The organism is Collinsella sp. LCP19S3_B6, assembly GCF_052121815.1.
Taxonomy (GTDB): Bacteria; Actinomycetota; Coriobacteriia; order Coriobacteriales; family Coriobacteriaceae; genus Collinsella.
Genome location: NZ_JBQKDN010000001.1, coordinates 174,796 through 192,390 on the forward strand (window position 1 = coordinate 174,796; position 17,595 = coordinate 192,390).

The following is a 17,595-nucleotide window of genomic DNA, read 5'->3' on the forward strand; positions in this document are numbered from 1 at the left end:
CCCGCCTGTCGGTACACTAAAGGGACTATGAGTACCCGCGAGCGACATATCGGCCACGCGGCCGCCCGGACCGCTCCGGTTGCGGATCCCAGGGGCGGCAGGCTCTTCGCCATGCCGCGATTCCTTGTTGGCATAACACATCAGGTGTACCGTCACCGCGTCTTTGCTATCGCCGGCGCCATCACCGCGCTGTTCCTCATGCTTTTGGCGATCTTGCCGGTGCTGTTCGCCTTCGACCCCAAACTTTCTAACGCCGTGCCCGCCTATAGTGAGGTGTCCGAAGAGGTCGTGGATGCGCTCGCCCATTCGAGCCCTCTCCCGCTGCTTGTCGCCGCAATTGTATTTTCGACTTGGGGCGTGTTGGTCTATCTGCGTTGTTTGGACTATGTGTTGCGCCGCCGCCTTGTTGCCATCGCCACCATCTGTGCCCTGTGGATGATCGAGGTCATTCTCAAGTACAAGTCGTTCACGCCGTTCTATGCCACCATGCTGTGGTACCTGTACTACGTGCCCATGACGCTCATTCCGCTGCTCTACCAGCTCTGCGGCCTGCGCCTTGCGGGCCTGGAGCAACGCCGCCTGGGTCGCCGCTACCGTGCTGCGCTGTGGATTGTGGCCATCCTGCTTATCGGATTTGTGCTCACCAACGATTTTCACCAGCAGGTCTTCCGCTTTGACCGTACAAGCGACACCTGGAGCAACGATTACACGTACGGCCGGGGTTATTTCGCCTTCCTCGTGTGGACGGCCTTTAACTTCGTGGCCTTTTTTATCCTGGTTGGTCGGTCCTCGTCCTTTCGCATCCAACGTTTCTCGGGCATGGCGGCGCTCGTGCTGCTGGGCGGCGCATTCTTTGCCATCTCATATGTTCTGCGCGTGCCCTGGGCATGGAGGCTCAACTTTTCGCTCGTCTATTGCATCCTGTGCGTGGTGGCGATGGAAATCTGTCTCGATTGCGGTGTCATTCCGTCGTACCACGATATCGCCGGCATCTTCGACACCTTGCCGCTTGACCTCAAAGTTCTAACGCGCGACCTGCAGGAGGTCTATGCCACGCCGGTGTCAAAGCCAATGCCGGTAGGCGTGCGCGAGGAGTTGCGGAACCAGGAGCACGGCCGCGCCCATGCCTTTACCGTGGCGTCCGATCCCGATGTGATGTATCGTGCTTTTCCGCTGCTGGGGGGATCGGCCCTGCTTGCCCAAGACGTATCGGAGCTCAACGAGCTCAATCGCGAACTGGCGCATCGTCGCATGGAGCTGCAACGCCAAAACGAGCTGCTTGCCGCCGACTACGACCTTAAGACACATTTGGCAGATCAAGAGGCCGAGACCTTGCTAGTCCAAGACGTGGACCAGGCGCTTGCCCGCGCGCTCGAAGAGATGTACGACTTGTTGAGCTCGCTGCCGCCGTTGACTGACGAGGAATCTTCGCGCGAGCGCTACCGCATGCTGCAGCGCGCCAAGATGCTCGTTGCCTATTGCAAACGGAAGGGGTCGCTCACGTTGGCACAGCACGGGGAGAGCGGTTTTGACCGCGACCGCATTCAGCTCATTGCCAACGAGCTCGCAAGCGACCTGCGCACGATCGATGTCGATTGCGCCTCGATTATTGCCATACGGCGCCCGATGCACGCCAGTACGGTAAGCGCGCTGTACGACTGTGTGTATGACTTTGCGTTTTTTGCCTACGCCACCGATCATCCGGCACTTATGTATCACTTGGGCGACCATGACCGATGCAGCGTCGAGCTGCGCGCCACACTTTTTTCCAACGATGATGAAGATCTTTCGCAGACGCCCGCTGCGCAAGAGCTCGAAAGCGCTTTGCAAGGGCGCAACGTGGCATACCGCCTTGAGGGCGAGTCCGGTCAGCTGCGCATGATCGTCTTGATGCCGAGGGCGGGTGAGTGACGATGCAGATTTCGCTCATACTTCCCCAAATCGTTGCGCTCGATGTTGTCTTTGCCCTGGCTGCGTGTCTGCAGACGATCCACGTCCCGCTCATCGCATCGCGCCGCTCGTCCTATAACCGTAAGGTGATTTGCGCCTACGAGGCGAGTCTTGTGCTTCACCTGATGATTTCGGCGCTCATCTTGTTCACGTCGTCTGGCTCGTATCTGGTGGCGCCGCTTGACGTTTGCGCCAGGGCAATGGGCGGAGCGTTGTGGCTCAATGCCGCAATCTTTGCCTATGGCGTGGTACTTATGGTGCACTATCGTCGTCCCGTCATGCTGGTCGAGCTGTTGCTTGTTGTCGCCGTTACACCACCGGTGGTTTTTGCCATGGGCTCGGCGTGGACCGTTGTCCTTATCGCAGAGGGAGCGTTCTTCCTGTTCCGTTCCATCGCGGCGCTCTTGATGGACGTCCGTAACCGCCAAGAGGATATCACCTTGTTCTCGACGATCGAGACCATCAACGTGATTCCCGTGGGCATCCTGTATCTAGACCCGAGGGGCCGTCCGCTGCTCATGAACCGCTGCATGCGCAAAAACCTCGTAGAGCTCCATATGCCCACCGACCTGGGCGACATGAGCAGCACATGGAACGACCTGCGCAAACTGAGCATGCAAATGCCCGAAAGCAGCGCCAATCGCGCCCATATCGACCTTGATCGCTTTGGTAGGGATCGCGCCGTGGTCGAGATCTCTCCTTCCGAGATTCGTCTGTTCGTGCGTGACTCCGTTACGGTCTCGAGCCGTCCGTTCGAGCGCGTCGTCGGCCTGGACATGACGGAATACGCACGCGCCTACGACCGTCTGGCGCAAGCCAACCACCTGCTTGAGCGTGCTGGCCAAGAGCTCCAGGCCCAGATTGAAGAAGCCAAAAAGGTTGCCGACAATGCGGCCTACCTACGTATGCGTGCCCGCGTTCACGATGTGATCGGCCAGCGCCTGTCCATTCTTCATCGCTATTTGGAGGAGGGACGTCTGGATGATGAGTCGCTCGAGCAGATTGACCCGTTGCTGCGCTCAATCGCCGCCGATTTGCGCAGTGGCGGTGCCAGCGAGCCTGCAGAGCAGCTGAGCGATATCGTCCACGCCTTTGGCTTGGTGAGTGTGCAGATCGATGTTGAGGGTGCGCTGCCTGAGGACGCGCGTGTCGCCGCCGCATTTTTGCAGATTATCCGCGAGGCCTCGACCAATGCCACCAGGCATGCGCAGGCGCATCGGGTCCACGTGCGCCTGTGGCAGGAGGGGACGAATGCTGGCGCCGTCGCGCGCATGACGATTTCTAACGACGGGTCCCCGGCCCCCGTATCGTATCGCGAGGGAACGGGTATCCCAGGTATGAGGCATGTCGCGCAAGATTTGGGCGGCGGCCTGGAAGTCCACGCCGCCCAGCCCTTTACGCTTGCGGTGTCCATCCCGCTGAGCCCCAACGCCACGGTCCAAAGGAGAAGTTCATGATCCGCGTGTTAATTGTCGAAGATCAGGCCATTCTGCGCGAAAGCCTGGCGCGCTCCGTTGGCGACCAGCCCGATATGACCGTCGTCGCCGCGATCGCCGATGCCTCCGAGGCCTTGGGTGTCGCGCTCAAGGAGCACCCGGACATGATATTGATGGACGTGTGCACCGAACACGATTCAAACGGCATCGTGGCGGCGGCGCGCATCAAGGAGCAGCTGCCCGAGTGCCGCGTCATCATCATGACAGGCATGCCCGAGATCACTTTTGTCGATCAGGCTCGCGAGGCGGGCGTCGATAGCTTTGTGTACAAGAACGTTGGTATCGACGAGCTGTTCGCCGTGATGCGCTCCACGCTGGCGGGCTACTGCACGTTTCCCAAGCCGCCCGAAAGCATTTTTTCGGGCACGGCGGCACTCGACGATGTCGAGCTGTCGATTTTGCGCCTTGCCTGCGAGGGCAAAAGCCGCCGCGAGATCGCGGCCGAGCTGTTTATGAGTGAGGGTACCATCAAGCGTCGCATCTCGGAGATTCTGAGCAAGACCGGCTACGACAACATCATGCGCCTGGCCGTGCGCGCGGTAACGGAGGGCAGCATCGTTCCCAACATGGAGCGCCCGTAATCGACGCGCTCGCCGTGTTCTGGCGCCGTAAAGATAGGCCGTCCGCCGTTTTGCATCAGAAAACGACGGGCGGCCTGCTTGTGCGGCTGTGCTGTCGGCATAAAAACGACGGGGCCGCAGGATCAACTCCTGCGGCCCCGCCTGGCAAGTGCGCGGATGCGTCCGCCAATCCGCGGCTGATGTTACGTGCCGCTACGCGATGGTTGCGGTGTAGGAGGCGACGTCCTCGTAGGAATCGGTCAGGTAGGCGTCGATGCCGATGGTCGTGTTGACCAGGTCGTCAAGGCTGTCAAGCTCGCCGCTCGAGAACGTGAATTCCTCGGTGGCGTTGGTGCCGGGCATCAGGTTAGCCGAGAACCAGGGTTCCTTCATGGTGCCGTTGACGTTGGTCTTGCCGGAGGGAGCGTAGAAGGTCAGGTCCTTGTCGCTCTTGTTGGTGATGTTGACGACAAAGCCGATGTCGCCCCATTCGTCCTTGAACTTCTCGGTGATGGTGATGGTGCACAGATCGTCATCGGCGACGGTGACGGCGGGGGAGATTTCGACGCTCTGGACATCGTTGTCTTCGACGGCCTCATCGATCTCCTCTTCCTTCTCGGCCGCCTCGCGATCCTTTTTTAGCGTACCGGACAGATCCTTGTCGGACTTCGTAAAGATAAGCTTGTCGCCTTCCACCTCGAGGACGAGCTTGCCGTCCTTGAGTTTCATGTCCTGCGAATCGCCGTCGGCGGTGATGGTTGCAGTGGTGGCGTCCTTGGCCTCCCATTTCAGGTCGGCGACCTCAAGGAACATGTCGAGGACGCCCGTGCCGTCTTCGTCGAGGATCAGGATACAGTTGAGGCCCCACTCTTTGAGCATATCCATGTACTCATCGGTGAGCTCTTCGCCCTCCAGGGTTCCACCCGAGAGTTCCCAGCTGCCGACGAAGTTGGCCTTGGGGTCCTTGCCGCCGCCGCTGCAGCCCGTCAGGGCAAAGGCGAGCGCCAGGACGCATGTCAGAAATGCGAGTACGGACTTTTTGAACGTTGTCTTCATGGTGTCCTCCTTTATCGAACGAAACCCATAGAAGCAAATGCGGGGGTGGCGGACCCCCCGCCAATTACCAGATAGAGGGGTTAGGGCCTAGGCGTTCCGCAGTTGCTGCAGAACTTGCCGCCGTTTTCGCTGCCGCAGTTGGGGCAGAACCACTTGGTCGGTGCCGGGGCGGGTGCGGGACTGCCGCATTCGGGGCAGAACTTGCCGGTGTTGGTGGCACCGCAGCTGCAGGTCCATGCGCCGGCCGCGGGGGCAGCGGCGGGAGCCGGTGCGGGGGCGGGTGCCGGAGCCGGCTGTGGGGCGGCCTGCTGCTGTGCCTGGCCGGCGGCGAACAGCTGGCTGGCGTTCATGCCGCCCATGCCGCCCGCCATGCCCATGCCCATAAAGCCGGCCATCGCGCCGTTGGGGTTGGCGGCTGCCGCGCGCATCGCATCGCTCTGGGCGCTGGCGATGTTGGCGGCTGCCATGGTGGGATCGCGCATGACTGCGGCCTTCTGCAGGTCCTTGATCATTTGCTCGTCTTCTTGCGAGGCGGCGATGGAGTTGACGCCAAAGCTCACGATCTCGACGCCGCGCAGGTCGCGCCAGTCGGCGGAGAGAACCTCGTTGAGCGCGCGGGCGAGCTCGGTGGTGTGGCCGGGGATAGCGCTGTAGCGGATGCCCATCTCCGAGATCTTGGCAAAGGCGGGTTGCAGAGCGGTGAGCAGCTCGGACTTAAGCTGGCTATCGATCTTATCGCGCGTGTAGCTATCGGTCACGTTGCCGCACACGTTGGTGTAGAACAGCAGCGGGTTGGTGATGCGGTACGAATACTCGCCATTGCAGCGAACGGAGATGTCGACATCCAGGCCAATGTTGTTATCGACCACGCGGAAGGGCACAGGCGAGGCGGTGCCGTACTTGTTGCCGATGATCTCCTTGGTGTTGATGAAGTAGACGCGCTGGTCTTTGCCCGCGTCGCCGCCAAAGGTAAAACGGCTGCCGATATTGGCGAACGTCTCCTTGATGGAGTCGCCCAGGTTGCCGCTAAAGACGCTCGGCTCGCTGCCGGTGTCAAAGACAAACTCGCCGGGCTCCAGCGCGACCTCGATGATCTTGCCGTTTTGCACCACGAGCATGCCCTGGCCGTCGTTGACGGCGATAACCGAGCCGTTGGAGATGACGTTGTCCTCGCCGCGCGTGTTGGAGCTGCGGCCGCCGGTGCGCTTGCTGCCCTTGCAGGCCAAGACGTCAGCGGGCATCGATTCGCAATAGATATATTCCTTCCACTGGTCGGCCATGACGCCGCCGGCAGCACCCAATCCAGCTTTCAAGAGTCCCATGGTGATCTTCCTTTCTCGTCAAAGGCCGGGTGGTATTGGTCAGAATGGCTAATCGTCCTTGTTGTCCTTCATGACAACGGTGGTCTCGGTGTGGCTGAAGGTGTCGTGCTTCTCGGTCAAGTCGAGCTCACCGCAGTAGCAATCGGCGTGGGTGGCCTCGTTGGCCGTCTTGAGCTGGCCTACCAGCAGCACGTCTCCGATGATTACGATGATCAGCGGCGCGACGATGTTGATGAGGATGCCCTCGATATCAAAGGTGAGGTAGTCCGGATTGAAGGCGTTCTCGCCCATAAAGAGAATCTGGGAGAGGACAAACCCGATCACAAAGAACAGCACCGAGGCGATGGCGAGCTTGGGCTTGGAGCAGGGAAGCTCGCCGACCATGCGGCCGGTTTGGCCGTTCATGGCAAACAGGTAGCTCTTGCCGTTCCACGAGGTGGAAAGCATCCACACGGGGAACAGAGCGTAGTTGCTGTCTTCCCAGGTGTAGTCGAGCTGCTTGCTTTCGACCGTGGCATCGTCATATTCGTCGACGACGGTCTCGCGCAGGGCCGAAATCGTACTTTCTTCCATACGACGCTCGGCGCGCGCCTTGCAGGTCTCGCAATCCTCATCGTAGCGGTTGGCGATGTAGCCGGGCATATACGCGACCGAGAACGGGCGCAGCGCGTCGTAGTCAAACGGCTCGATGGCATCCATATGGCCGTCGGGCATCTTGGACGATCCGTCGACGGGCACGCGCTCAAACGAGATTTTGCCCTTACGGTAGGCGTCGTAGTGGTCGGTGGTCGTGACGGTGCGGTCGGATTCCTCGGTCACGGTCTCGTTGGTCGCATCGAAGTACACTTCGCCATCCACGCGGGCGCCGTAGAGCCAAAACGGCACGTAAACGCCTTGGACCTCGTCGATGTGGTTGCCGGTGACAAAGCTCTTGGGCAGCAGGATTTTGCCCTTGTAGTGCTCTTTGAGTGCTGCCATAACATCATCGCGCCCGAGCTTAAACGGAATCACCAGGTCGGGTGAGAAGTCGCCCGAGAGCTGGCCGGGCGCCACGGCGGAGTTGCCGCAGTATGGGCAAGTGGTAACGGCGACGGTGCCGTCCGAGACCAGCTCGGCGCCGCACGACGAGCAGATGTAGCCGGCGTTTTGGGCGAGCTCCTGCACAGCATCGTCGACAGCAGGTTTGGGGGCCGCGGCTGCGGCATCGGCTTTGGCATCTGCCTTGTCCTGGCGCTCGCGATAGAGGGCCTCGACTTCTTCGACTTCAAAACGCGAATCGCAGTAGTCGCAGACAAGCTTTTGTTCGGCACTGGCAAAGTGAAGGGGGCCGCCACACGCGGGGCACTGATAGTTGACACTCTCGAAGGCCATGACCGGTCCTTTCCGTGCCGGAGACTATGCGCCGATGGCGCCGCCGCAGTATTCGCAGCGCCCGCTGGCATCGGGAATGGTGGTTGCACCGCAGAAGGGGCAGGTGACCGCGGTCTTGGGGGCCTTGGCGGCCACGACGCTGTCGCGTGTCTCCTGACGCAGCTGTACCAGCGCATCGCGGACTTCGGTTGCCTGGCGCTTGGCCTCGCGATATTCGATGGACCCGCGCTGATCGATGGTGGAGTCGTTCACGCGCAGGTTGATCTCGGTAAAGTACGGCGTGTTGACGTGAATGGTCAGGTTAAAGTCGTAATCCAGGTCGTAGCGCGGCGGGTTGTAGCTCTCGCGCTCGCCGTCCTTGGTCTCGCGATAGATCTCGGTGCGATGCTCGTCGATATCCATGTCGCAGCCGAGTACCTGTGAGAACTCGATGATGTCGGGATTGGCGTCGCGCCAGCGGCTCTGCGAAGTGATGATCAGCAGGCCCGCGTCCTCATCGAGCATGATGTTGGTGCGCCCGGCAGAGAGCGTGCGCGTGGGGTTGAACGAGGCCAGGCGCTCGGCGTTGGCCTCGCGGTAGGCGAGTTGCTCGCGGATATCGTCCGCGGTGCTGGAGCGCCAACCACTAAAGAAGGGGGAGAGCTTGCCTGCGCACTCTTTGCACAGGTAGCCTTCGTTGATTTTGGTCTTTCCCAAAAGCCCCAGTTCGGTACCGCAAATCGCGCACTCTTTCTTCTCGAACATCTTGTCAAAGAAGCCCATGGCTGCCTCCCATCAACAGGTAGCGTGTGTCACTTTTGATGATGGGTGAGCGCGCGATCTTTCACGATACCCAGACGGCTCAACGAGTCTCCACAACTGGGACACATGGCCCATTTTCGGCCACTCATTGGGGACGTACTTAAATGAGTACAGTTGAGCGTTCAGGACATTGCCGCAACGCTTTTCCTTTCGCGCTCTACGCTCTACCGCCACATTTCCTCGATCAACAGAAAGACCGGTACCGCCTCGCGTGTGGCCCTTATCAACTTCTTCTGGTCCTGGGCACCCAAGGACTAGCGTATGAGCCGCCGCCCAGTTCCTTACTCTAACGGGGGGATGTGGCTCCAAAGCGCACCCGCATCGACGCTTCGCCTGCGCTAAACTGGAGAGCACGTACGCGATTACGAGAGGAGCCCGCATGGAGGCTTACAAGCAAGAGTTCATCAAGTTTATGGTTGAGTCCGACGTCCTTAAGTTCGGCAGCTTTACGCTCAAGAGCGGCCGTCAGTCCCCGTTCTTTATGAACGCCGGCGCTTACGTGACGGGCTATCAGCTCAAGAAGCTGGGCGAGTATTACGCCCAGGCCATCCACGATAACTTTGGCGACGACTTTGATGTGCTGTTTGGACCGGCCTACAAGGGTATTCCGCTGGCCGTCGTGACCGCGATTGCCTACCACGAGCTGTACGGCAAGGAGGTCAAGTACTGCTGCGACCGCAAGGAGGCCAAGGACCACGGTGCCGATAAGGGCAACCTGCTGGGTTATGAGCCCAAGGACGGCGACCGCGTGGTCATGGTCGAGGACGTTACCACCAGCGGCAAGTCCATCGACGAGACCTATCCCAAGGTTAAGGCTGCCGCCGACGTCGAAATCAAGGGCCTGATTGTGTCCCTCAACCGCATGGAGGTCGGTAAGGGTGGCGTGACCACCGCTCAGAAGGAGATCGAGGCAAAGTACGGTTTCCCCGTCGCGAGCATCGTCTCCATGGCCGAGGTCGTCGAGACCCTCTACAACCACGAGATCGATGGCAAGGTCGTCATCGATGACGAGCTTAAGGCCGCCATCGACGCCTACTACGAGCAGTATGGAGCACAGGAGTAGTTACGGCGTTGTACCAAACGCCGTAACCGGCCGACGCTGCGCGCCGCCCAGGGAGACAATTTGTCATTCAAAAGGCGAGGCATGACCAGAAGGTCAATGCCTCGCCTTTTTCATGCCAACTTGTTCTCCCTGGACGTCGCTCGCTGTCCGTCCTCTACTTGCGGCGTTGTCTTGCTCCGGATGCGGCCCGCTCGCTGCCGTTGCCAGAGTAGCCATTGGGGACGTTCTTAAACGACTAGTCGTTGGGGACATTCTTGTTTGACTAGTCGTTTAAGAACGTCCCCACCGACTGGGGCTGGCAGATCGATCCGCTGGGCCTGCGCATCGCCCTCAACGAGATTTACGCCCGCTACGAGATTCCGCTGATGGTGGTCGAGAACGGCATGGGCGACTACGACGAGGTCGAGGAGGACGGCTCCATCCATGACCCGTATCGCATCGCCTACCTGCAGAGCCACATCAAGGCCATGGGCGAGGCCATTGCCGATGGCGTTGACCTGATAGCCTACACCTGGTGGGGTCCCATCGACCTGGTTTCCGCCGGCACTGGCGAGATGCGCAAGCGCTACGGCTTCATTCACGTCGATAAGTACGACGACGGCACCGGTACCTACGAGCGCCGCCGCAAGGACAGCTTCTTCGCATACCAGAAGATCATCAAGTCCAACGGCACCGAGGGCTTGGAATAATTGAGCCCCGGCGTTCCGCCGAACGCCGGACCGGCCGGCGACTACGCGACCACCGACGTCGATGACGACGGCATCTGGAACGCTTTTGTTCACCTGGGGCTTATCGAGGCTTAATCGACAATATGAGTGCCCATGGGAAAAGGTTTTGGAAGGGCTTGGAAGGGCTTGGAAGGGCTTGTGATTCGGGCCCTCGCCTTAGCATTTTGGCCATTTGGCACTATAATCACCATAGGTATGCGCATAACGTTGCGCTTAATCAAGAGGAGAAAACGTATGGGTCTGTTTGATATGTTCAAGAAGAAGGCTGAGCCCGTGGCTGCCGCTGCTCCGGCCTCCATTTCTGCTTCTGCCGGCGCCGACGTGCTGTGTTCGCCCGTCAAGGGCAAGGTCATCAAGATGGCCGACGTGCCCGATCCCGTCTTTGCTGGCGAGGTTTTGGGCAAGGGCTGCGCCGTGTGGCCCGAGGACGACCTGGTCTACGCTCCCTGCGACGGCAAGGTGACCGTCACCATGGGTCACGCCGTGGGCCTGCAGTCCGATAGCGGCATCGAGGTTCTGGTGCACGTTGGCGTCGATACCGTCAACATGAATGGCGACGGCTTCGAGGGCTTCGTCAAGGCCGACGACGTCGTGAAGGCCGGCCAGCCCTTGCTCAAGATCGACCGCGCCAAGATCGCTGCCGCCGGTTACAAGGACTGCGTCGTCGTGGCCGTGTCCAACACCGCCGAGTTTGCCGATGTCGAGCTCGCCGTCGAGGCCGAGTCTGCCGTCGCCGCCGGTGACGCCATCGTTAAGGTCGTCCGCAAGTAGTCTGCGGCATCCAGAAGATGCACAAGGGTGGTCGGGTTATCCGGCCACCCTTTTTTAATAGGCCGAGCAGGCACATTTTATTGCAGGGGGCTTGCTTTATGGGCCATTCACTCGTCAAATTGAGCCGCCCACGCTTTTGCGACGTAGGGGGTTGAACGGAGCCGCTAATATGGACCTACTGTTACGACGTGCGCTGCGCGGGAAACGCAGCGCCGCTTGTTTGGAGGAATGTCATGAAAAAGAAGCTGCTGCTTGCGCCCTTGATGGCTGCCCTGGTCGCGTGCGTGGTTTTGCTTTCCGGCTGCGGAGGGCCTTCGGTGGAGGAGCTCATCACCGACGACCTTACGAGTCAGTTTGACGAGATCAAGAACGGCAGCGATGATTTCCTCTCCGGCCTGGAAGAGGCTTCGGGCGACGAGTTTGAGCAGCTGGGCATCGATCCCAAGGAGTATGCCAAGAGCTATCTCGAGGGTTTTGATTACAAGATCGGTGATGTGACGGTCGATGAGGACAAGGGCACCGCGACCGCCGAGGTCACCATCACCTGCAAGTCCATGAACAAGATCGTCGAAGATTTCGCCACCCAGTATCAGGAGAAGATCGCCGCACTCGATACGATGCCTTCCGAGGACGAGCTGTACAAGATGGCCGGCCAGGTGATGGTCGACGTGACCAAGGCCGCTAAGACCAAGGACACCAAGGTCACCTTTAAGTATTCCGCCAACGAGGATAACGAGTGGTCTGTCGACGATTCCGCAACCACCGAGATTATGAATGCGATGATGAACTAGTTCGTTGCGGCGTTTTACCAAACGCCGCAACTGCTCGACGCTGCGTGGGCACCAGAGCGACAACTTGTCATTCAAAGAGGACGGCATGACCAGAAGGTCTATGCCGTCCTCTTTTCATGCCAATTTGTTCGCTCTGGTGCCCGCTCGCTGACATTGCCGAAACATCGACGTTGCCATGGTAGTCATTGGGGACGTTCTTAAATGACTAGTCAAAAGGGACACTCTTGCGGCACTTAGGGACGTTCTTTTTCTGCCGGCAGTTAGGGACACGCCTTGCACCGGCGTTGCATCGAATGCTTGGGAAAATGCGACCCGGTTTTTGGCCGAATAGTGGGTTGCGGTTTCCGGATGGGGTGGGTTGCGGAAAGTTCGACCCGGAATATTGCTCCAAAACGGGATGTCGTTTCCCCGACGCGCCTCAAACGGAAAGTGCATCCCATTCCGGAGCCCCAAAACGGGATGCCGTTTCCGCGTGGAAGAATTGTCGCAGCTACGTTAAGCAGCGGCTTCGCTACTCGCCCAGCACCAGCGCTGCAAGTTCGTCCTGGGTGTCCACCACGTAGTCGGCGCCGGCGGCTTCCAGCTCTGCGCGGCCGCGGAAGCCCCAGCTGACGCCTGCGCTCTTAAGACCGGCGTTGTGGCCGGTCAGGATATCGACATTGGAATCGCCTACGTAGAGCGTGGTCGCCGGGTCGGCGCCCAGCTCTTCCATCACATGCAGCGTGACGGGTGCCTCGGGCTTGGGCGGAAACGCATCGACACGGCCCTGTACCAGCGCAAAGCGCTCGGAACCAAAATACTTCTCGATAAGCGGAGCGGCCGAGACATGGTCCTTGTTGGTGAGCACGGCAAGCTGCACGCCCGCCGCGTGCAGGCGGTCGAGCATCTCGATCGTACCGGCGTACGGTGCGGTGTGGTCCTCCTTGTGCTCGCCGTAGTAAGCCCTAAACTCGGCAAGCGTCTGCTCAAACATACGGCCGTCGCCCGCATACTCGGCGGGCATAAAGCGCTCGACCAGCTTGAGCATGCCGTTTCCCACCTTGTAGCGGTACTCGTCTACGGCAAACGTGGGCCAGCCGTGCATCTCGCAGGTATGGTTGCCGGCGGCCGCCAGGTCCTCGAGCGTGTTGAGGATGGTGCCGTCCAGGTCAAAGATCACATGGGAAAAAGCTGCTGCCATGGGTGCTCCTGCCGCTTGAGTTGTAAAACGCACCTCATGATACTGGGCATGCGTGCCGGGCATGTTTGGAATTTGAATATCTTTAATAGCCCTGAGCCTTTGTCGTTAGCAAATCCTCGGCAGCTGCTCTCCTACGAGCATGTCGAGGATGCGGGTCGAGCCTTCTATCCGATGTCTTGCGTAAACGCAGCCAGAAACTCCTCGAATGTGTCGGTCTGCATGAGCCTCATCGTGGTCTCTACCGAGGAGAACACCTCGATAATCAGATCGAGCACATCTCTAAAGAGCCCCATGTCTTCCTGTGCGATGCCTATAAGTAGCACAAACCGCACGTCGTGGCGTCCCCAAGGAATCGGGGCGTCATTGTGGGCCACGGCGATAAACGAACGGTCTGGATACACCGAGATCGCGTGGGGTATGGCAAGGCTGTCGGTAAACGCCGTCGACGAGACTCTCTCACGCAGATGCACGTCAGCGATATACTCAGGCGTTGCGAGCCCCTGGGCAGCCAAAAGCTTCCCCATTCGGTCGATGCAGCTTATGGCGTCGTCTGCGTCCACATTGCGCATAAACAGCCCCGGCTGCAGCAGGCGTCCCAAAAGGCCCTGGGCATAGAGGCGCCGCCGCCGCTCTTGGATGGCGCAAAGCCGGTCGCGGATCTTTCGCACGTTTTGCTTAGTGAGGATGGGTCCGATCAAGATTTTGGTGCTGCCGCCGCAAACCGGCACGTCGATCGTAGTGACCACCACGTCGCACTCGGGAGGATCGGCCAGGTAGTTATCGCAACTCATCACGGCAACAACACTTATGTCGTCGCCAAACTCGGCCTTGAGGTCGTCGACGAGCCTGCGTGCAAAATCGTGGTACTCCTCGATAATCACCGTGCAGGTGATGGCGCCATCGGGTGCAGAGAACTTCTCAAAATAGGCGCCGATGTGAAAGGCGATAAATGCGATTTCGTTCTCGCCCACCTCAACATCCATGGCGGTCGAAAAGCGGTGGGCGATATAGACCGCCATGTCGTAGACCGGTGCGTACTCGCTTTTGATCTGCGCGGCGAGCGGGTTGGGGTAGCTTACGTGGTAGATAGCGCGCTGGTAGGCGTTAAACATATGCAGGACGAGCTGCAGGCGCATAGGCTCGTCGATAAAGCGTGGTAGGTTGTAGCGCTCGCCGCACTCGTCGAGAATTCCCAGGACCATGTCCACAAAATCGCGGTCGATGATGCCCGCGAGCTCCTCGCGGTTGAGGTCGCCAAAATCGCAACGCTCGACGGAAAGCGCCAAAAGCAGCAGGATCTGCTGAAAATCGGTGCGCGGAATCGCGCAGCCAAACTGCTTCTCAAAGTAGGCGGCGATGCGCTGGGCGCAGTGCGTGATCTGCTCGCGCTGCCCGAGCTGCTCCACTAGGCCGTCTCCGTCGATGACGCCGTCTACCTCGCTGAGCTCGTTGTTCGAGGTGAGCCTGATGATGATCACCAGCAGGTGCATAAGCAGGTTGGAGAGTGCGTAGTCGTTGATAAACAGGTCCGAGCGCTGACAGATCTCGACCAAGCTCGAGAGGGTCGCCTGCACGTCAAAGCCGGGAAACATGTTCTCGAGCGTCTTGGTCGAGGTGAAGTATCCATAGGAATTGTGGGTGGCTATATGGCCGAGAAGCTTGCGCTTGTCGGCCTCGCGCCCCGTAAGCGTCATACGGTAGTCGTGCGTCTCGACATTGAGGCCAAATTGTCGCACGAGCGCGCGCACCTGTGGCATCACGGAGCTCTGAAACGTGCTCTCGCTGATAAAGAGCTCATCGGAGATATCAAAGACGGAGAGTCCACCGCATGCGTTGACAAGGCGGGAGATGGTAAAGTCGCGTCTGGTGTCCGCACTCGCGGGGATGGCATCGACGTTCTCGCGAGGACTTGCGGCAGCGCTGGCGGTGGCCGGTGCCGTCGCGGCAAGGCGATAGCCCTCTTTAGACGATTCAATATGCCGGGTACCGGTTTCGTTGACCTCTGCAACATAATTGCGGATGCTTCGCTCGCTTGCGCCTAAAAGGCCGGCAAGCATCGAGGAGGATACCCATGAGCTGCTGTTTTCGAGCACGTCGATCATGCGGTTGATGCGGTTCTGCTTGGCACTCGCCATGGCTTTCCTCCAAGAGATGAACGGCAGATGGGGCGTACCGCCCCATGGTATCTCAGCTCCGTGTGGAGCAGCTTTTCCAATTTGCCGCCCAAGCGGAAAACCGCCCGGCTTGCCGCGCAAGCGGAAAATCTGCCGCCTTGCCGCCATGCGGCAAAAAGACGGTTGGCGGCAAGAACCCTCTGCCGCGTATAGTGCGGTCACGGTCAAGGGCGGCCGGGTCGACACGGACGCTCAAGAACATGGCGGGGACTGCGGCGGCATCGGAGCTGCCTTGGGCCCGCTTATTGGGAAAGGAGTACCCCATGGCAGACGAGAACGGCACCGTCCGTATTCTCCTCGCTTGCGGCATCGGTGCCTCGACCGGCTTTATGGCGGCGGGCATGCGCAGGGTCGCAAAGTCCAAGGGCCTTGACTGCACCATCAATGCGGTCAGCAAATCTGAAATTATGGACTATGCCGATAAGATCGATGCCCTCCTCTTGGGGCCGCATTTTGCCGCCGAGGTTCCGGCGACGCAAAAAATGCTTGAGCCTTACGGTGTAAAGGTAATGTCAATCGACCCTGATTATTATGCGTCGCTTGATGGCGAGGGAATTCTCGAAGATGCCTACGATCTTCTCGACATAGATTTTGATGGCGAATAGGGTGTGCTTGATATGTCTAATGTGATGAAAAAAGTCCAAGGGAGCATCGAAAAGAACGTTGTCCCCGTTGTCAATAAGCTTACGTCGAGCTATTGGTTTGGAATCGTTGCCAATGCCGTTTTGTATATCGTTCCGTTTACAATGGTCTCGGCAATTCCGAGCCTTTTTAATGTGGTTCGTAATTTTGTGCCCGCTCTACCTGACCTGTCAGCGCTTAATACCTACTCGTTTGGTCTCGTAGGAATGTTCATCGCTTTTATCATTCCTCACAGCGTCTGTGTCAAGGAGGACGATAAAGGTAGGGCCCTGATCGCTGGCTTTACCGGCGTCGGCGCTTTTATGCTGTGCATGAATCCCCAGACGGTCGATGAGGGCATGGCCTTCGAGATGTGGAAGTTCGGCTCGAGCGGCATGTTTGCGGCTATGGCAGTGGGTATCACGGTCGGTGCAATCTACAAGTTCGCAGCGCATCATAGCTTCTTCGGTGAAGAATCGGTTATCCCTGATTTTGTTAAAAGCTGGTTCGACAGCATTATCCCAATTTTGCTGAGCCTTACAATTGCGTTTCTGCTGACGTTTCTTGTTCGAATTGATGTCTTTACCGTAATTGCGCTGATTCTTTCACCCGTTACCAGTTTTGGCCAGTCTCTCCCCGGCGTTGTGTTTATGGCTTTGGTGATGGACGTGTTCTACTTCTTTGGTGTTTCGGGCTGGGCGTTTATTTCGGTGACGCTTCCGATCACCCAGGGTGGTATGGCTGAGAATATGGCTGCAGTTGCCGCGGGGGCTACGCCGACCAACATCAATGCGTATGGCCTTTCGCGCTACTACATGATTGGCGGAGAGCTCAACACTTTGCCTCTGGCGTTTATGATGCTGTTCTCGAAATCCAAAAAGAACCGCACGCTCGGTAAGGCGACGTTCGTGCCGTCCCTCTTTAATATCAATGAGCCTCTGGTTTTTTCCACTATCGTTAATAATCCCTATCTGTTCATCCCGGTTATTCTTCAAGCTATCATTCTGCCCGCAAATGCCTATCTGTGGCTGCAGTTCGACTGGGCAAGTCTCCATACCCAGATGTTTGCGATGAACTTCCTTCCCAACGCGGTTTCGGCTTACTTCCTTTCCAACGGAGATTTTCGCAACGTGGTGCTTGTCGTGGTGAACCTGATTCTTGCGGCAATCATTTGGTATCCCTTCTTTAAGGTTTTCGACAAACATGCCGCAGAGGACGAGCAGAAAATCGAGGCTGAGCGCGCTGCGAAGAAGGCGGCAAAACGTGTCGCTCGTGAGGCAAGGAAGGCTGCAAACATTTCCGAGACTGCTTCTGAGAATGGTCCATCCGAAAAAGTTGTGCTGGCAGCTGCAGATTCTACAACGACGGGAGCGAACGATGAGTGACGCAATTGACATCAGCGCTGTGGCTATGGAAGTCATTTTAAATACTGGTGACGGTAGGACTTGTATTGACCAGGCGTTGGATAGCTTGGCGGAGTTTGATTTTGATGCGGCAGAGGAGCACCTTGCCCAAGCGGATGCAAAGATTCTGACCGCGCATAAAGTGCAGACTGCCACGATTCAAGCCCAAGCGGCAGGTGAGGAAGTCGAGTACTCGTTGCTTTTTACGCATGCTCAGGACACTCTCATGACCATTAGTGCTGAACTTCATATGGTTAAAAAGATGATGCCGATTGTGCGCGCACTGGCTATCCGCGCCGGTCAGTAAT

16 protein-coding genes and 1 pseudogene are annotated in these 17,595 nt (G+C 58.6%); 11 read left to right on the forward strand and 6 right to left on the reverse strand.

What is annotated here, in order from left to right:
* Positions 1–27: 27 nt before the first annotated feature.
* The 3 genes from ACTQWD_RS00760 to ACTQWD_RS00770 are packed head-to-tail and all read left to right on the forward strand — an operon-like array spanning position 28 to position 4,027.
* Positions 28–1,911, forward strand: coding sequence for a histidine kinase N-terminal 7TM domain-containing protein (locus ACTQWD_RS00760; protein ID WP_441559043.1), 1,884 nt, complete (start codon positions 28–30; stop codon positions 1,909–1,911).
* Positions 1,908–3,407 (forward strand): sensor histidine kinase, encoded by a 1,500-nt coding sequence (locus ACTQWD_RS00765; protein ID WP_441559044.1) that lies wholly within the window; start codon positions 1,908–1,910, stop codon positions 3,405–3,407. Before ACTQWD_RS00760 ends, ACTQWD_RS00765 begins: the two co-directional genes overlap by 4 nt.
* On the forward strand, positions 3,404–4,027 hold the full coding sequence (locus ACTQWD_RS00770; protein WP_427795575.1) for a response regulator transcription factor: 624 nt from the start codon (positions 3,404–3,406) through the stop codon (positions 4,025–4,027). The genes ACTQWD_RS00765 and ACTQWD_RS00770 overlap by 4 nt, the downstream gene beginning before the upstream one ends.
* A 192-nt stretch (positions 4,028–4,219) precedes the next feature.
* On the opposite strand, the gene ACTQWD_RS00775 is transcribed toward ACTQWD_RS00770, so the two are convergent.
* The 4 genes from ACTQWD_RS00775 to ACTQWD_RS00790 form a co-directional block, all read right to left on the reverse strand.
* Complete coding sequence (locus tag ACTQWD_RS00775; protein WP_441559045.1) at positions 4,220–5,062, reverse strand: hypothetical protein; 843 nt, start codon at positions 5,060–5,062, stop codon at positions 4,220–4,222.
* An 80-nt stretch (positions 5,063–5,142) separates the two neighbouring features.
* Positions 5,143–6,384, reverse strand: a complete 1,242-nt coding sequence (locus ACTQWD_RS00780; RefSeq protein WP_427747636.1) for an SPFH domain-containing protein — start codon at positions 6,382–6,384, stop codon at positions 5,143–5,145.
* A gap of 48 nt (positions 6,385–6,432) precedes the next feature.
* Positions 6,433–7,755, reverse strand: a complete 1,323-nt coding sequence (locus ACTQWD_RS00785; RefSeq protein ID WP_441559046.1) for a hypothetical protein — start codon at positions 7,753–7,755, stop codon at positions 6,433–6,435.
* A gap of 24 nt (positions 7,756–7,779) precedes the next feature.
* Positions 7,780–8,517, reverse strand: a complete 738-nt coding sequence (locus tag ACTQWD_RS00790; RefSeq protein ID WP_441032084.1) for a DUF4428 domain-containing protein — start codon at positions 8,515–8,517, stop codon at positions 7,780–7,782.
* Between the two features lie 153 nt (positions 8,518–8,670).
* On the opposite strand from ACTQWD_RS00790, the gene ACTQWD_RS00795 reads away from it, so the two are divergent.
* The 5 genes and pseudogenes from ACTQWD_RS00795 (at position 8,671) to ACTQWD_RS00815 (ending at position 11,909) form a co-directional block, all read left to right on the forward strand.
* Positions 8,671–8,814, forward strand: coding sequence for a LuxR C-terminal-related transcriptional regulator (locus tag ACTQWD_RS00795; RefSeq protein WP_154518191.1), 144 nt, complete (start codon positions 8,671–8,673; stop codon positions 8,812–8,814).
* A 121-nt stretch (positions 8,815–8,935) separates the two neighbouring features.
* On the forward strand, positions 8,936–9,619 hold the full coding sequence (gene pyrE / locus ACTQWD_RS00800) for an orotate phosphoribosyltransferase (protein WP_441057299.1): 684 nt from the start codon (positions 8,936–8,938) through the stop codon (positions 9,617–9,619).
* A 284-nt stretch (positions 9,620–9,903) separates the two neighbouring features.
* Positions 9,904–10,308: pseudogene (locus ACTQWD_RS00805) on the forward strand (family 1 glycosylhydrolase); the annotation flags it as partial.
* 273 nt (positions 10,309–10,581) lie between these two features.
* Entirely contained in the window at positions 10,582–11,118 is a 537-nt protein-coding gene (locus ACTQWD_RS00810) for a PTS sugar transporter subunit IIA (RefSeq protein ID WP_427719835.1), read from the forward strand.
* A gap of 233 nt (positions 11,119–11,351) precedes the next feature.
* Complete coding sequence (locus ACTQWD_RS00815) at positions 11,352–11,909, forward strand: hypothetical protein (protein WP_441559047.1); 558 nt, start codon at positions 11,352–11,354, stop codon at positions 11,907–11,909.
* 511 nt (positions 11,910–12,420) lie between these two features.
* Here the strand turns inward: ACTQWD_RS00815 and ACTQWD_RS00820 are convergent.
* Together ACTQWD_RS00820 and ACTQWD_RS00825 are read right to left on the reverse strand one after the other, a co-directional pair.
* Positions 12,421–13,089 carry an HAD family hydrolase gene (locus tag ACTQWD_RS00820; protein WP_441559048.1) on the reverse strand — a complete coding sequence of 223 codons (669 nt, stop codon included), beginning with the start codon at positions 13,087–13,089 and terminating at the stop codon, positions 12,421–12,423.
* Between the two features lie 164 nt (positions 13,090–13,253).
* Positions 13,254–15,224 (reverse strand): BglG family transcription antiterminator, encoded by a 1,971-nt coding sequence (locus ACTQWD_RS00825; protein ID WP_441559049.1) that lies wholly within the window; start codon positions 15,222–15,224, stop codon positions 13,254–13,256.
* A 302-nt stretch (positions 15,225–15,526) separates the two neighbouring features.
* Between ACTQWD_RS00825 and ACTQWD_RS00830 the strand changes: the two genes are divergently transcribed.
* From ACTQWD_RS00830 to ACTQWD_RS00840, 3 genes are read left to right on the forward strand one after another with little or no spacing between them, the layout of a single operon-like run.
* Positions 15,527–15,868, forward strand: coding sequence for a PTS sugar transporter subunit IIB (locus ACTQWD_RS00830; protein WP_117583652.1), 342 nt, complete (start codon positions 15,527–15,529; stop codon positions 15,866–15,868).
* Between the two features lie 12 nt (positions 15,869–15,880).
* Complete coding sequence (locus ACTQWD_RS00835; protein WP_441559050.1) at positions 15,881–17,269, forward strand: PTS sugar transporter subunit IIC; 1,389 nt, start codon at positions 15,881–15,883, stop codon at positions 17,267–17,269.
* Positions 17,262–17,594, forward strand: a complete 333-nt coding sequence (locus ACTQWD_RS00840; protein ID WP_117583650.1) for a PTS lactose/cellobiose transporter subunit IIA — start codon at positions 17,262–17,264, stop codon at positions 17,592–17,594. The genes ACTQWD_RS00835 and ACTQWD_RS00840 overlap by 8 nt, the downstream gene beginning before the upstream one ends.
* The last annotated feature ends 1 nt before the right edge of the window (position 17,595 follow it).